This is a genomic window from Glacieibacterium frigidum, from assembly GCF_007097155.1.
In the GTDB taxonomy this organism is placed as follows: Bacteria; Pseudomonadota; Alphaproteobacteria; order Sphingomonadales; family Sphingomonadaceae; genus Glacieibacterium; species Glacieibacterium frigidum.
On record NZ_VJWA01000001.1, the window covers coordinates 1,436,750 to 1,451,240 of the forward strand.

The following is a 14,491-nucleotide window of genomic DNA, read 5'->3' on the forward strand; positions in this document are numbered from 1 at the left end:
GCCGGGCGGCCCTTTTCTGTGAAGGGCGCGCCCGCTAGTCAGGCGGCCATGCCCGTCGCACTGATCCCCGGCCACGCCTCGCTGCTGCTCGTGGCCGACCATGCGGCGCGCGCTGTGCCGCCGGGCCTCGACCTCGGGGTAGACGCCCACGTGTTGGACACGCACGTCGCGGTCGACCTGGGGGTCGCCGAGCTGACCGCCGCACTCGCCGTCGTGCTCGATGCACCGGCGATCCTGGGCGTCGTGTCGCGGCTGGTGGTCGATCTCAACCGCCCGCCCGAGGCTGCGATTCCGGTCGAGAGCGACGGCATCGCCATCCCCGGCAACCGGATTGACGCCGCCGCCCGCGCCGCGCGACTCGCCGAATGGCACGCGCCCTATCACGGTGCGATCGAAGCGCACCTCGACGCACGGCCGCCGCGCCTGATTGTCAGCGTCCACAGCTTCACCCCCGCACTGTCGTCGCGTGCCGAGCCGCGGCCGTGGCCGGTGGGGATCCTGTACAATGAGGACGACCGCGCCGCGCGGATCGCGCTGCCGCTGCTGCGCGCCGCCGGGCTGAATGCGGGCGACAACCAGCCCTATTCGGGCCGCGACCTCAACTACACGATGGACCGCCATGCCGAAGCGCGGGGGCTGCCCTATCTCGGCATCGAGGTCCGGCAGGACCAGCTGGGCGACGCCGCGGGCGTGGCGCGCTGGGCGGCCATTTTGGAGCCCGTCATTCGAGCGTGCGCCTAGGCGGCGCGCACCGCCGCGCAGATGTCGTCGACCACCGCCGTCACCAGCGCCAGGTCCTCGCCCTCGGCCATCACGCGGATCAGCGGCTCGGTACCCGACTTGCGGATCAGGACGCGGCCCGTGCCCGACAGGCGTGCCTCGCCATCGGCGATCGCTGCCTTGACGCGGGTGTTGACCAGCGCCGCGCCGTCGACCTTCACGTTCTTGAGGAGCTGGGGCAGGGGGTCGAACAGGTGCAGCACCTCCGACGCCGGGCGGCCGCGCGCGACGAGCACCGCGAGCACCTGCAGCGCCGCGACCAGCCCGTCGCCGGTCGTCGCATGGTCGCTCATGATGATGTGCCCCGACTGCTCGCCGCCGACGTTGAAGCCGCCGCTGCGCATCCGCTCGAGGACATGCCGGTCGCCCACCGAAGTGCGCTCGAGGCTCAATCCAAGCCCGCCGAGATAGCGTTCGAGACCCAGGTTCGACATCACGGTCGCCACCAGCCCGCCACCCTTGAGCGCCCCGCGCGCCGCCCAGCTGCCCGCGATGAGTGCCATCAGCTGGTCGCCGTCGACCAGGGTACCGGTCTCGTCGACGACGATCAGCCGGTCGGCATCGCCGTCGAGCGCGATGCCGATGTCCGCCCCGCTGGCCCGCACGCGCTCCTGCAGCGCCTCGGGGTGGGTCGAGCCGACGCCCTCGTTGACGTTGAAGCCGTTTGGCGCGTTGCCGATCGTCTCGACATCGGCGCCCAGTTCCCACAGCGCCGCGGGCGCGACCTTGTAGGCAGCGCCGTGCGCGCAATCGACGACGATGCGCAGCCCGTCGAGGCGCAGGTCCTCCGGGAAGGTCGACTTGGCGAAGTGGATGTAGCGGCCCGCGGCATCGTCGATGCGCTTCGCCCGGCCGATAGCGGCGGGGGCGGCGAGGGGCAGTTCGCTGTCGATCAGCCGCTCGATGCTCGCCTCGTCGGCGTCGGACAATTTATAGCCGTCGGGGCCGAACAGCTTGATGCCGTTGTCGTGGAAGGGGTTGTGACTGGCGGAGATCATCACCCCCAGGTCGGCGCGCAGCGAGCGCGTCAGCATCGCGACTGCAGGCGTCGGCATCGGCCCGACGTGAATGACGTCCATGCCGACGCTCGTGAAGCCGGCGGTCAGCGCCGATTCCATCATGTAGCCCGACAGGCGCGTGTCCTTGCCGATGACGACGCGGTGCTTGTGGTCGCCACGCAGGAAATGCGCGCCCGCCGCCTGGCCCACCCGCATCGCCGCGGCGGGGGTGAGTGCGCCGGAATTGGTCAGGCCGCGGATGCCGTCGGTGCCGAAATAGCGGCGGGGTGCGTTTGTCATCCACCTGCTCTAACCCGGTCGCGACACGCTTGAAAGGAATGACGATGCAGCAGCGCAATCTCGGCGGATTGACGGTCTCGGCGCTCGGGCTGGGCTGCATGGGAATGACCGGCGTCGCCGGCCTGCCCGCGATGTACGGCGTGACCGACGAGGCGGAGGCGATCGCCACGGTTCACCGCGCGGTCGATCTTGGCATCACCCTGTTCGACACCGCCGAGGTCTATGGTCCGTACACCAACGAGGAGTTGCTGGGCCGCGCGCTCGGGCATCGCCGCGCGGGGGTGAAGATCGCGACCAAGTTCGGCTTCACTTTCGAGAACGGCCTGCGCGGCCTCGATTCGTCGCCCGCGCACCTGCGCGCCGTGTGCGAGGCGAGCCTGAAACGCCTCGGCACCGACTTCATCGACCTGTTCTACCAGCACCGCGTCGACCCTGCAGTACCGATCGAGGACACCGTCGGCGCGCTCGCCGACCTCGTCCGCGAGGGCAAGATCGGCCATATCGGGTTGAGCGAAGCCGGCGCCGAGACGCTGCGCCGTGCCGCCGCGGTGCACCCGATTGCCGCGCTGCAGTCCGAGTATTCGCTGTGGGAGCGCGAGGTCGAGGTCGAGATCCTGCCCATGTGCCGCGAACTCGGCATCGGCTTCGTGCCCTATTCGCCCCTCGGGCGCGGCTTCCTCGCGGGCACTGCGAAGCGCGCCGAGGAGTATCCGAAGGATGATTACCGCCACAACGATCCGCGCTTCCAAGGCGCGAACTACGACGCCAATGTCGCGCTGCTGACCGCGGTACAGGGCGTCGCAGCGGCGCACGGGGCGAGTGCTGCACAGGTCGCGCTGGCGTGGCTGCTCGCGCAAGGGTCGGACATCGTGCCGATCCCGGGGTCGAAGCGACGGGCGACGCTGGAGGATTCGGCGGGGGCGGCGACGATCGTGCTGACGCCTGAGGATCTGGATGCGCTCGCGGCTGCGGCGGTGGTCGGCGGCACGGCGGGGCCGCGCTACGGGAACCCCGCGATGCTCGCGATGCTGCGGAAGTAGCGCCTTACTCCCGCGCCGCCATCATCGCCCCCTGCGCCGCCATCACGTCGAACAGCCGCTCGGGATCGATCGACTTGAGCTTCAGCGCCTCGGCGATCGCGCCGCGTGCGACGGGGATCTCGCGCTTGCCCGCGGCGATGCCCGCCAGGATCATCAGCGCCGCCTCGTCGGGCGAGATGCCCGAATCGATGTCCTCGTCGCTGCGGCCGCGTTCGCTGCCGTCGCCCGACCGCGCGTGGGTGGCGATATTCGTCCGGACAAATCCCGGGGTCACGACGGTGACCTTCAGCCCGGCATATTCGTTCTCGGCGCGCAGCGCGTCGGAGTAGCCGATCAGCGCGTGCTTAGCCGCCGAATAGCCGGTGCGCAGCACGCCGCCGATCTTGCCGGCGACCGACGCGATATTGATGAAATGCCCTTCGCCGCGCGCCAGCATCGCCGGCAGCACGAGCTGGGTCAGGCGCAGCGGCGCGAAGAAGTCGACCTCCATCAGCTCGCGATAGACTTCGAACTTCGTGTCCTTGCCGAGGCTGCGCTGCGAGATGCCGGCGTTGTTGACCAGCACGTCGATGCGGCCCTTCCAGCCTTCGGCCTGCGCGACGATGCCGGGCAGGGCGTCGTAGTCGGTCGCCTCGAACGGCAGCTCCAGCGTGTCGCCGCGGCAGGCGCGCGCCACATCGTCGAGTGCGCCGACGCGCCGCCCCGACAGGATGACGCTGGCACCCTGGTCGCTGAACGCCTTGGCGAGCGCCTCGCCTATGCCCGACGACGCGCCGGTGACCCAGACGATCTTGCCCGAATAGCTCATGCGAAGATGCTCCACAGATCGGGGCCGCCCGCGATGGGGTGCAGTGTCATCGCGACGACCAGCAAAACCACGCCGCCCAGCAAGGCGACAAGCCCGGGGCTGCGCACCCCGCGCGCGAAGGGCACGAAGCTCGTCGCCGCCTCGTGCGCTGCCCAGCGCTCGCCGAGCTGGCCGCGCTTCTTGCCGTCCTGGAAACGCGCGCCGACCAGCGCCAGACCGCCGACCGCGACGCACAACGCGACCGTCCGCGCGTCGCCCGACACGATCGCATGAACCAGCGCCCAGAGAGCGAACGACCACATCATCGGATGGCGCGTGATCGCCTGCACGCCGCGCGGACCGCCGCTCGTATCGCGCAGGTCGCCCATCAGCGCGGGATTGGGTGCGCTGACCGACCCGACGAACAGCACGCTCGCGAGCAGCATGACGGGCACCGCCGCCCACCAGACCCACGGCGACGCGCTCCACAGCGGCACCACCTCGGCGCGCCCCCACGCCCATACCGCCCAGCCGAGCGTGACGGCGGCGACGAGCGAATAGACGCCGGTGAAGCCTTTCTCGCCGAGCGCCGCGACGAGGGGCGGGCGGAGGGCATGCGACAAAAGCAGGTGCGTGCCGACGAAACTGGCGAGCGCGATCAGCAGCACCGTCATGTCATCCCCCCGTCGTTCCCCCGCGCCGGCAAGGCGCGACCGTCTACCTCCGGTATGCCAGCGGCGCGTCCTGCAGCCTGAGACCCAGGTAGCGGTCGCGCAACTCGGTCTGGCGGCTGGTCATCGGCTGCGCGACGCCGTCGATGAAGATGTCGGTTGGCGCCGACGTCAGCTCGAGCGGATCGCCGTCCCACACCACCACGTCCGCGCGCTGGGCCGAGCCGAGGAAGCCCGTGTCGCTCATGCCGAAGATGCTGGCGGGCGCGCTGGTGATCGTGCGCATCGCCTGCGCCCAGGTCAGCCCGACGCCGCCGGGCACCTTCGCCTGCGCGACAAGGTTGCCGGCATAGTGGGTCAGGTTGCGCGCCTGGAAGCTGGCGTCCTGTTCGAGGATGCCGAGCGCGACGTTGACGCCCGCCGCGACGAGCCGCCCGGCGTTCGAGCGCGTCGAGGCCAGCGCCTCGAAGCTGTTGGGGTTGTCGAGCATCGGCTGGACGATCACCGGCACCCGCGCCGCGGCGATCTGCGGGGCGACGCGCCAGCCCTCGCGGACGCCGACGAGCACAAGCTTCAGGTTTTCGAACTCCGTGCGCAGCGCGAGCACGTTGAGGATGTCCTGCGCGCTCTCGACATGGACAAGCAGGCGCTGCTGACCTTTAACGACGGGCACGAGCGCAGCGACATCCATGCGCGTCAGCAGCGCATCGCGGTCGCGGCCCTCGGTATAGGCGCCAGGGTTGGCGGCGTAGCGGATCGCCTCGCGCAGGGCGTTGCGGAAGTTGAGATAGGCGACGGGGCGCGACCCGCCCGCCGTCTCGGCACCGTTCTCGCCGAGCTCGACGAACTGGAACGCTTGGCGAGTGGTGACGGTGTCGAGGCCCTTGGCGAGGCTGATCACGACGCCCTGGCCGGCGAAGATCTCGCGGCTGGCGATCGGCGTGACCGCGGCGCGGGTGATGCCGCCCAGCCGCTCGACCGCAATACTCGACGAGGCGGAGTTGATCCCCGGCGACAGGTCGATCGCCGCCGAGAAGGGCGACTTCGACGCGCGCGTCTCGTTGGTGTCGTCGACCGCGTTGACCTCGGCGGCGCCGATGAACGACATGCCGGCGAAGATGCCGGGCGTCACCCACTTGCCCTTGGCGTCGATGACGCGCGCGCCCGCGGGCACGGCCACGTCGCTGCCGCCGACACCGCGGATCTTGCCGCCGTCGATGATCACGGTGCCGCCGACGATCGGCGCGTCGGCGTTGCCCGTGACGACAGTGCCGCCGACGATCGCGACGGTTTCAGCGGTGGCCGGCATGGCGAAGACTGCCGCGAGCATCGTCACTCCGGCAAAAGCCGGGGCCCATTTCGAGGCTCGGGAGATGGGTCCCGGCTTACGCCGGGATGACGGGGTCGGGAGATCAAAGCTCACTTGGTGTCTCCCTTGCCCGGCTGGCCGAGTTCGAAGTCGGTGACGGGTCGCTTGTTGGGGTCGGCCGAATCGTACATCACCGCGCCGTCGATCCAAACCACCTCGGGCCGCGAATAGACCGAGAAGGGTTCGCCATTCCACAGCACGACGTCGGCGCGCTTGCCGGGCTCGAGGCTCCCGGTCTGGTCGGCGATGCCGAGGCCCTTCGCGGGGTTCAGCGACACCCACTGCCACACCAGCTCGGGGGGCAAGGGAATGCCGGCACGGCGGCCGGCGGCGGCGGCCTTGGCAGCCTCCTGGTTCAGGCGCTGGATACCGTCGGCGTCGTCGGAGTGAATGACGGTGCACGCGCCCGCCGCCTGCAGGAAGGCGGCGTTCTCGTTGATGCCGTCGTACGACTCCATCTTGAAGCCCCACCAGTCGGCCCAGACCGCGCCGCAGATATTCTCCCGCGCCATCAGGTCGGCGATCTTGTACGCCTCGACCGCGTGGTGGAAGGTCGTGACCTTGTAGCCGAACTCCTTCGACATCGCGATGATATTGGCCATTTCGTCGGCGCGGTAGCAGTGCTGCTGCAGCAGGATATCGCCATTGAGCACACCCATCAGCGTGTCGTTCGCCAGCTCCCGGCGCGGCGCGTCGGTCGGCTTGGCGCTGCCGGCCTTGGCGCGCCTGGTATAATCCTCCCAGCGGCGCTTGTAGCTCTGCGCGTCGGACCAGACCTGGCGCGCGACGGCGATATTGCCCATCCGCGTCGCCGGCGACTGGCCCTTCGAGCCATACACGCGCTTCGGATTTTCGCCGCACGCCATCTTCAGGCTGGGCTTGGCACCCGGGAACTTCATGTCCTGCGCAGTGCGGCCGAGCACGTTCCTGAGCGTCACGCCGCGTCCGCCGAACAGGTTGGCTGAGCCCGGCAGGACGTGCAGCGTCGTGACGCCGCCGGCCAGTGCACGGGTGAACTGCGGATCCTGCGGCCAGACCGAGTGCTCGGCCCAGACCTCCGACCGGTTGGGGCCCGTCGCCTCGTTACCGTCGCTGTGCGCCTGAACGCCGGGCGCAGGGTAGTCGCCGAGGTGGCTGTGGATGTCGATGATGCCGGGGGTCAGCCATTTGCCCTGGCCCTCGATGATCCGCGCGTTGGCGGGTGTCGCCACGGTCTGCCCGATCTCGGCGACCTTGCCGTTCTCCAGCCGGACGGCACCGCCGATGATCTTGCCGCCCTTGCCGTCGTAGATGTTGACGTTCCGGATCACCGTCGTGACCGACGGATAGGCACGGTAGGTCGACGGGAACGGATCGGCGGGGATCGCCAGCACCTCCTGCGAGCCCGGCGCGGGCCGGTTGGCCTGCGGTCGCGGCGTCGTCGTGCAGGCGGCGGTCAGCAACAGTGCCGCAAGTGTCAGGTTACGCATCAATCGACCCCGTGCATCCAGCGTTTGATAAATGGCGAAATCAGCAGCAGCACGACGCCGATGCCGACCGCGATCCAGCCAATCGTGCTGAACACGCCGGCATAGGTTTCGAGGCTGACGCGCAGGTTGGTGACCTCGCCGCCGACCGTCTCGACGCTAGCGAACTGCGCGACGATGCCGGCGACATACTGCGCGACCGCGATCGACAGGAACCACACGCCCATCATCATCGCGACAATGCGCGCCATCGACAGCTTGGTGATCATGCTGAGGCCGACCGGCGAGATGCACAGCTCGGCCGCCGAATGGATGAAGTAGATCAGCGCGATCCACCCCAGCCCGACCTTGAAGTCCGGCCCCGCGAACTGCGTTCCGAACACCAGCGCCAGGAAGCCAGCGCCCGCACCGATCAGCGCGATGCCGAACTTGACCGGAATGCCGGGCTCCATCCCGCGCCGTGCCAGCTTCAGCCACAGCCAGCTGAAGACGGGCGCCAGCATGATGATGAAGATCGCGTTGAACACCTGCACCTGGCCCGCAGGGACGAGGTACCAGCCGAGGTCGCGCTCGGTATTCTGGTCGGCGAAGAAGGTCAGTGAGCTGCCCGCCTGCTCGAACAGCGTCCAGAACACGACGTTGAAGACGATCAGCACGAACGCCGCGCTCATCATCTGGAACTCGGCCTTGCTGCCCGTTCGCCATGCATACAGCGGGATGCCGACGACGGCCGCCAGGAAGGTCGAGAACATGATCTTGCCGAGCAGCGGCAGCGCGACGAAATAGCCGATGATCCCGGTGCCCGCCTTGGCGGCGGCGGCGGCGCTCTCGGCGACGTCCAGCGTGTTGCGGAACAGCAGCCAGACCAGCGGGATCGCGGCCAGCGCGGCGATATAGATCACCAGGTCGCGGCTGCCCTTCTGCGGCGGCGGCTCGCCGTGGCCGGCCAGGCCGCCACGGTCGAACTGGAACAGCAGGTACGACAGCAGCATGCCGACCGCCGCCAGCCCGAAGCCGAGCGACCAGCCGAAATACAGCGCGATCAGCGGCAGGAAGAACTGCGACAGGAAGGCGCCGATGTTGATCCCCATGTAGAAGATCGTGAACCCGGCATCGCGCCGCCGGTCGCCATCGGCGTAGAGGCCGCCGACCATCGTCGAGATATTGGGCTTGAAGAAGCCGTTGCCGACCGTCACCGCCGACAGCGCCGCCAGCATGATGAAGACATAAAGCTCCGACCGCTCGCCGCCCGAGACCAGCGCGCCCTTGGGCAGGGTGCGGGCAGGGGTGTCGTCGGCGCGCAGCAGCGCGACGCTGCCGTCGTCGTTGCCCTTGATGCGCAGCCGCTCGCCGTTGTCGACGATGAACTGGCGCGACGTCTCGCCCTGCTTCTCGACCTGCACTTCATAACGCTGGCCGTCGATCGTCGCGAAGGGCTTGGCCGCGTCACCGCCGAAGCACAAAGTGAAATAGCCCGCCGCCATCAGCAACGCGCCGAACTTCACCGCCTTTTTGGATCCGAGATAGCGGTCCGCGAGCAGCCCGCCGAGCAGCGGCGTCAGATAGACCAGCGCGGTGAACGCGCCGTAAAGGCCGTTGGTCGTCGACTGGCTGAACAGGAAATGTTCGGCGAGATACAGCGTCAGCAGCGCCCGCATGCCGTAGAAGCCGAAGCGCTCCCACATCTCGGTCGAGAACAGGCGCGCCAGCTGTCTCGGGTGGCCGAACCAGCCGGTGTCGGCGGTCGGTGCGGGGGTAGTGGCCATGCAAATCCCTGATGTCGGCCGCTCTGATGGCGGCGCTTCAAGCGCGGCACAGTAGCGCCGCAAACTTGCGGGGCAAGAGGGCGGATGTTAGCGCCGCCGCCATGTTCAATGACCGCTCGACGCCGCTCAGCCTGCTCGCCACGCGCCGGTCGGGAAAGGCGCGCGACCTCGCCGCGCCCGGGCCGACGCCGGGGCAGCTCGACCGCATGCTCGGCGTCGCGATGCGCGTGCCCGATCACGGCAAGCTCAGTCCGTGGGCGTTCGTGGTGATCGAGAACCGCGCGGCGTTCGCCGACCTGCTCGAGGCGACCTACCGCGCCGAAGTCGCCGACGTCGACGTCGGCCCGCTGCGTGCCTTTGCGCACCAGTCGCCGTGCCTTGTCGCGGTGCTCAGCCGGGTCGTCGAGCCGCACAAGATCTCGCGCTGGGAGCAGGAGCTGTCGGTCGGCGCGGCCTGCGGCCTGCTGTGCGCCGCGGCCTCGGCAATGGGCTTCGCCGCGAACTGGCTGACCGGCTGGGCGGCCTATTCGCCGGGCGTCACCGCCGCGCTCGGGCGGCCCGGCGACCGCATCGCGGGCTTCGTGTTCATCGGTACGCCCACCCAGCCGCTCGACGAACGCGTTCGTCCCGACCCCGCTACCGTAGTAATGCACTGGGACGGTTGACAGCACCGCTGTTTGAGCGCGATACCACACCTGTGTTTCACGGCGACCGCCCCATCTATCTCCAGATCCGCGACATCATCGTCGCGCGCATCATCGACCGCACCGACGGTGACGGCGACCAATTGCCATCGGTTCGCGCGCTGGCGGTCGAGCTTGCGGTCAACCCGCTTACCGTCGCCAAGGCGTATCAGGAGCTGCAGGCCGCTGGCCTCGTCGCCGCCAAGAAGGGCGTCGGCCTGTATGTCGAGGCCGGGGCGCGCGCGACCCTGCTGCGCTCCGAACGCACCGCCTTCCTGCGCGAGGAATGGCCGCGCATCCGCACCCGCGTCGAGCGGCTGGGCCTGTCTCCATCGGACCTGTTCGCCGACGCTTGAACGTCTATGAGGGGACCATGCAGTCCCATCCGCTGATCGACGCCCTGACCCCCGCGATGTTCGCGGCCGGTGAACTGATCGAGGCCGTCCGCACCGGCGGCTTCGCGGTGTCCGACAAGGCCGACGCCTCGCCCGTCACCATCGCCGACGAACAGGCCGAAGCGCTGTTGACCGCTGCGATCCGCGCGGTCGACGACGGCGAGATCGTCGGCGAGGAGGCGCACGCCGCCGGCCACCGCCCCGACCCGTGCGCGCGTTTCTGGTTGATCGACCCACTCGACGGCACCCGCGACTTCATCGCAGGGCGCCCGGCTTATTCGGTCAATATCGCACTCGTCGAGGGCGGGGTGCCCGTCCTGGGCCTCGTGCTGTCGCCGCGCGACGGGGTGTTGTGGGCGGGCGCGCGAGGGCACGGCGCGTTCCGGCAGGACGGCAGCGACAGCGTGCGCCGCCCGATCACGACCCAGCCGATGCGTCCGCTGCCCGTCGTCGTCGTCAGCCACAGCCACATGGACCCGCTGACCACCGACTGGGTGACCAGCCTGGGCGCCTGCGCGCTCGAACCCGCGGGATCGAGCCTGAAGTTCTGCCGCCTCGCGGAGGGGTCGGCCGACGTCTACCCGCGCTACGGCCCGACCTGCGAGTGGGACACCGCGGCGGGCCACGCCGTGCTGCTCGCGGCGGGCGGCGCGATGCGCGGGCTCGACGGGGCGGACTTCGGTTATGGGAAGGCCGAGTACAAGAACGGCGGATTCCTGGCGGTCGGCGATGCGGGAGCTTTCGGGGTGCTGCCGCCGCTCTAGCGCACGAACCGCGCGACCAGCTCGACGTGCGTCGACCAGCGGAACTGCCCGACCGGCCATAGCTGCTCCAGCCGGTAGCCGCCGCCCGTCAGCAGCGCGGCGTCGCGCGCGAAGGTGCTGGGGTTACACGACACCGCGACGATGCACGGCACCTTGGACTGCGCCAGCAGCGCGACCTGCGCCGCCGCGCCCGCACGCGGCGGATCGAACACCACCGTGTCGAAGCGGTCGAGCTCGAACACAGTCAGCGGATTGCGGAACAGGTCGCGGTGCTCGGTCAGCAGCAGGCGGCCGATCGCTGCAGCCTTGAGCGCGACCATTGCCGGCCCCGCCGCATCGGCCGCGAGCACGCGCGCGGCGTTCGAGAGCGGCAGTGCAAAGGTGCCGAGCCCCGCGAACAGGTCGGCGACCTTGCCCGCGCCGCGCGTCGCGCTTAGCACGGCGGCGACCAAAGCCGCCTCGCCGTCCTCGGTCGCCTGCAGAAAGGCGGCGGGCGGCAGCGCGACGTCGACTCCGCCCAGCCGCACCAGCGGGGCGCGGCGTTCGGCGATGGTCTCGACGCCGCCCTCGTTCTCGACCGACAGGCGCGCGAGGTCGTGGGCGTCGGCAAACGCCGTCAGCCGCTCGATGTCGCCGAGCTTCGTCGCCGCGACGTTCGACAGCAGCAGGTCAATGCCCGTCGTCGTCATCGTCAGCGTGACGCCCGCACCTTGGCCGTCCTTCAGCGCCGACGACAGCAGGCCGCGCAAAGGCGCGACAAGCGCGAACAGGCCGGGCAGCAGGACATGGCATTCGCGGATATCGACGATGCGGTGGCTCGCTTCGGCATTGAAGCCCAGCACGAGCTGCCCGCCGCGCTTGACGCCGCGCAGGGACGCACGTCGACGACTGCGCGGCGGCGAGAGGTGGACAGGCATGACCTCGCCCGGGGTCACGCCGGCACCGCCGAGCGCATGGACGATGCGCGCCACCGCCCAGTCGGCATAGGCGGGATCGGCGACGTGCTGGAGCTGGCAGCCGCCGCACTCCGGGAAGTGACGGCACGGCGGGTCCTGGTGGTCGGGGCCGTGGACCAGCGTGCCGTCGTCGGCGAGCGTGTCGCCCGGCACGCCGAACGGCACGAAGCGCCCATCGGCAGTGACGCCGTCGCCGCGCGCGCCGATGCGGATGACGGGACTCATAGCGCAGCCAGTGCAGCGGGAAGGAGCGCGTGCATCGCGTCCGCGGTCAGCCCGGGCCCGCCGCGCACCCCCAGGTCGCCGTGCAGCCAAACGCCCGCGCAGGCGGCGTCGAAGGAGTCGCGACCGCCCGCGAGCAGCCCGGCGATGATCCCCGCCAGCACGTCGCCCGATCCTGCGGTCGCCAGCCAGGGCGCGGCATGGGTGTTGATCCGCACGCGGCCATCGGGGGCGGCAATCACGGTGTCAGCAGCCTTGAGCACGACGACCGCGCCGGTCAGCGCGGCGGCGGTGCGCGCGCGGTCGATCCGGTTGCCGGGGCGGTCGCCGAACAGCCGCGCGAATTCGCCTTCGTGCGGGGTCAGCACGACCGGCCCGCGGACGGCCTTCGCGAGCCGCCCGGGATCGCCCGCGAAATGCGTGAAGGCGTCGCCGTCGAGGACCAGCGGCACGCCGCTCGCGAGGCTCCCGTCGATTAGCGCGGCGGCGCGCGCATGGGTGCCGAGTCCCGGTCCCGCGACCAGCGCACGAGGCCTGGCAGCCGAAATCAGCGCGGCGAGCGCCTCGGCATCGTCGACCCGGCGCAGCATCGGCGAGTCGAGCCGCGCGGCATTCTCGATCACGGCCGCACCCGGCACGCCCAGCGTCACGGCCCCGGCAAGGTGCAGCGCCGCCTGCGCACTCAGCCGCGCCGCACCGCCGCGTCCGACTCCGCCGCCCAGCACGATGACGTGTCCCCGCGTGTATTTGTGCGCATCGGCAGCGGGAGTGGGGAGGGGAGGGCGCAGGTTGTCCGTACAACTCGTGTCGAGCGGCCCCAGCCCGACATCTGCCACGACGATCCGCCCGCAGCGCGACCGCGCGGGCTCGAGCAGATGCGCGGGCTTGAGCGCGCCGAATGCCACCGTCAGATCGAACGCCGGAACCTCGCCGAGCAGCGCACCGTCGTCGCTGGCCGCCCCGCTCGGCAGGTCAAGCGCCACCGACGTCCGCGCCGCGCCGGCCAGTCGCGCCAGCGCCGCCGCCTCGGGAGCGGGCAGGGCACGCGTCAGCCCGGTGCCGTACAGCGCGTCGACGCACAGCGTGGCAGGCTCGGCATCGAAATATTCGACCGCCCCGTCCCACGCCGCAGCCGCCGCCCGCGCCGGGTCGGAACGCGGCGGGCCGCTCGTCGCGACGCGCACCGCGACGCCCGCCGCCGCGAGCAGCCGCGCCACGACATAGCCGTCCCCGCCGTTATTGCCGGGTCCGCACAGCACCACCGCCGACGACGGCGGATCGAACGCCAGGATCGCCGCGACCGTCGCCGCGCCGGCACGCTCCATCAGGTCGAGGGCCGGGGTGCCGGCGGCGATCACGCGCGCCTCGGCCGCCCGCATTTCGGCGGCGGTCAGCACGGGTCGCGGATCGCAGCTTGTCAAAGTCATGGCGTCCTGTAACTGGCAGCCGCGATGATGCGTAACCTGTTTCTGCTGGCCGGCACCGCACTGGGCCTCGCGGCGTGCGCCCCGTCGCCACTCTACGTCGGCCAGCCCTACAAGCGCGGCACCCCCGGCGAAGTCCCCCGCGACGGCACCGGCGAACCCTTGTGGGACGCGATCCAGCCTGCGCCGCCGACCGCCGCACCGCGCGTCATGCCGCCCGCGCCGGGTATCCCGATCACGCCGGTCTCGCCCTACTGACGCCGGCCAAGCGCGCGGACCAGCCGGATCCCGACGCTGTTGATCCCCGGGTTCTGCTTCGAAAAGACCTGGGCGTGGCTGAAATGTTCGAAGGCCGCCTCGACCGCCCAGCGCTGGTTCAGCCGCACCCCGATCGATAGGTTGGGGTTGAACAGCACGCGTGATCCGAACGAGGTCCGCTCGATGTAGAGGTCGAAGCGCCGGGCTGCCTCCGCCGCCGACAGCCCGGAAGCGAACGGGTCGGGGGTGAAGCGATAGCCGTCGTGGACCGTCAGGCCGATGCCGATCTGCCCGTAGATGCGATCGTTCAACACGTGTTGCCGCCACTCGGCGCCGACGCTGGCGAAGCTCGTGCGCCCCTCGGTATTGACCTGCAGCCGCGCAGTCAGGCGGGGCTTGAGCGCCTTGGTCAGCGGCGCGCTGCGATAGACCAGTTGGATGTCGGCGCTGCCGCGCTCCTCCTCGCCTTGGTAAATGAAGCCCGGCGGCGGGTCGTCGCGGAACGGCTTGCGGATCGCGTGATCGAGAACACCGATAGCGATCTCGGGACCAGCGACCTGTGCCGCCGTCGGGAAGGCCGCGAGCGCCAGGGCTGCGGTCATAACGCACTTT

At 70.2% G+C, this 14,491-nt stretch carries 15 protein-coding genes; 6 read left to right on the forward strand and 9 right to left on the reverse strand.

Features of this window, described 5'->3' with window-relative positions:
• Positions 1-48: 48 nt before the first annotated feature.
• A complete protein-coding gene (locus FMM06_RS06890; protein ID WP_144236542.1) occupies positions 49-741 on the forward strand; it encodes an N-formylglutamate amidohydrolase in 693 nt (230 codons plus the stop codon).
• On the opposite strand, the gene glmM is transcribed toward FMM06_RS06890, so the two are convergent.
• A complete protein-coding gene (glmM, locus tag FMM06_RS06895; protein WP_144236543.1) occupies positions 738-2,078 on the reverse strand; it encodes a phosphoglucosamine mutase in 1,341 nt (446 codons plus the stop codon). The two genes, FMM06_RS06890 and glmM, sit on opposite strands and share 4 nt — an antisense overlap.
• Positions 2,079-2,122: 44 nt before the next feature.
• Here glmM and FMM06_RS06900 point away from each other — a divergent pair, with 44 nt between their 5' ends.
• Positions 2,123-3,118, forward strand: coding sequence for an aldo/keto reductase (locus FMM06_RS06900; RefSeq protein WP_144236544.1), 996 nt, complete (start codon positions 2,123-2,125; stop codon positions 3,116-3,118).
• Positions 3,119-3,122: 4 nt separating this feature from the next.
• Here FMM06_RS06900 and FMM06_RS06905 read toward each other — a convergent pair whose 3' ends face one another.
• The 5 genes from FMM06_RS06905 to FMM06_RS06925 form a co-directional block, all read right to left on the reverse strand.
• Positions 3,123-3,926 (reverse strand): SDR family NAD(P)-dependent oxidoreductase, encoded by an 804-nt coding sequence (locus tag FMM06_RS06905; protein WP_144236545.1) that lies wholly within the window; start codon positions 3,924-3,926, stop codon positions 3,123-3,125.
• Entirely contained in the window at positions 3,923-4,579 is a 657-nt protein-coding gene (locus FMM06_RS06910; RefSeq protein WP_144236546.1) for an NnrU family protein, read from the reverse strand. Before FMM06_RS06910 ends, FMM06_RS06905 begins: the two co-directional genes overlap by 4 nt.
• A gap of 43 nt (positions 4,580-4,622) precedes the next feature.
• The gene (locus FMM06_RS06915) at positions 4,623-5,906 is read right to left on the reverse strand and encodes an amidohydrolase family protein (protein WP_144236547.1); all 1,284 of its coding nucleotides are present in this window, start codon (positions 5,904-5,906) and stop codon (positions 4,623-4,625) included.
• Positions 5,907-5,995: 89 nt separating this feature from the next.
• Positions 5,996-7,414 (reverse strand): amidohydrolase, encoded by a 1,419-nt coding sequence (locus FMM06_RS06920; protein ID WP_144236548.1) that lies wholly within the window; start codon positions 7,412-7,414, stop codon positions 5,996-5,998.
• Entirely contained in the window at positions 7,414-9,177 is a 1,764-nt protein-coding gene (locus tag FMM06_RS06925; RefSeq protein ID WP_144236549.1) for a peptide MFS transporter, read from the reverse strand. Before FMM06_RS06925 ends, FMM06_RS06920 begins: the two co-directional genes overlap by 1 nt.
• A 101-nt stretch (positions 9,178-9,278) precedes the next feature.
• Between FMM06_RS06925 and FMM06_RS06930 the strand changes: the two genes are divergently transcribed.
• From FMM06_RS06930 to FMM06_RS06940, 3 genes are read left to right on the forward strand one after another with little or no spacing between them, the layout of a single operon-like run.
• Positions 9,279-9,842: a nitroreductase family protein gene (locus FMM06_RS06930; protein WP_144236550.1), complete on the forward strand. Its 564-nt coding sequence runs from the start codon at positions 9,279-9,281 to the stop codon at positions 9,840-9,842.
• Between the two features lie 32 nt (positions 9,843-9,874).
• On the forward strand, positions 9,875-10,216 hold the full coding sequence (locus tag FMM06_RS06935; RefSeq protein WP_144236551.1) for a GntR family transcriptional regulator: 342 nt from the start codon (positions 9,875-9,877) through the stop codon (positions 10,214-10,216).
• A 17-nt stretch (positions 10,217-10,233) separates the two neighbouring features.
• Entirely contained in the window at positions 10,234-11,019 is a 786-nt protein-coding gene (locus FMM06_RS06940; protein ID WP_144236552.1) for a 3'(2'),5'-bisphosphate nucleotidase CysQ family protein, read from the forward strand.
• Here the strand turns inward: FMM06_RS06940 and FMM06_RS06945 are convergent.
• Both FMM06_RS06945 and FMM06_RS06950 read right to left on the reverse strand, forming a co-directional pair.
• Entirely contained in the window at positions 11,016-12,200 is a 1,185-nt protein-coding gene (locus FMM06_RS06945; RefSeq protein ID WP_144236553.1) for a class I SAM-dependent RNA methyltransferase, read from the reverse strand. The two genes, FMM06_RS06940 and FMM06_RS06945, sit on opposite strands and share 4 nt — an antisense overlap.
• Entirely contained in the window at positions 12,197-13,594 is a 1,398-nt protein-coding gene (locus tag FMM06_RS06950) for an NAD(P)H-hydrate dehydratase (protein WP_235889124.1), read from the reverse strand. Before FMM06_RS06950 ends, FMM06_RS06945 begins: the two co-directional genes overlap by 4 nt.
• Positions 13,595-13,651: 57 nt before the next feature.
• On the opposite strand from FMM06_RS06950, the gene FMM06_RS06955 reads away from it, so the two are divergent.
• Positions 13,652-13,879 (forward strand): hypothetical protein, encoded by a 228-nt coding sequence (locus FMM06_RS06955; RefSeq protein ID WP_144236555.1) that lies wholly within the window; start codon positions 13,652-13,654, stop codon positions 13,877-13,879.
• Here the strand turns inward: FMM06_RS06955 and FMM06_RS06960 are convergent.
• Positions 13,873-14,481, reverse strand: a complete 609-nt coding sequence (locus tag FMM06_RS06960) for an acyloxyacyl hydrolase (protein WP_235889126.1) — start codon at positions 14,479-14,481, stop codon at positions 13,873-13,875. The genes FMM06_RS06955 and FMM06_RS06960 overlap by 7 nt on opposite strands.
• Between the last annotated feature and the right edge of the window lie 10 nt (positions 14,482-14,491).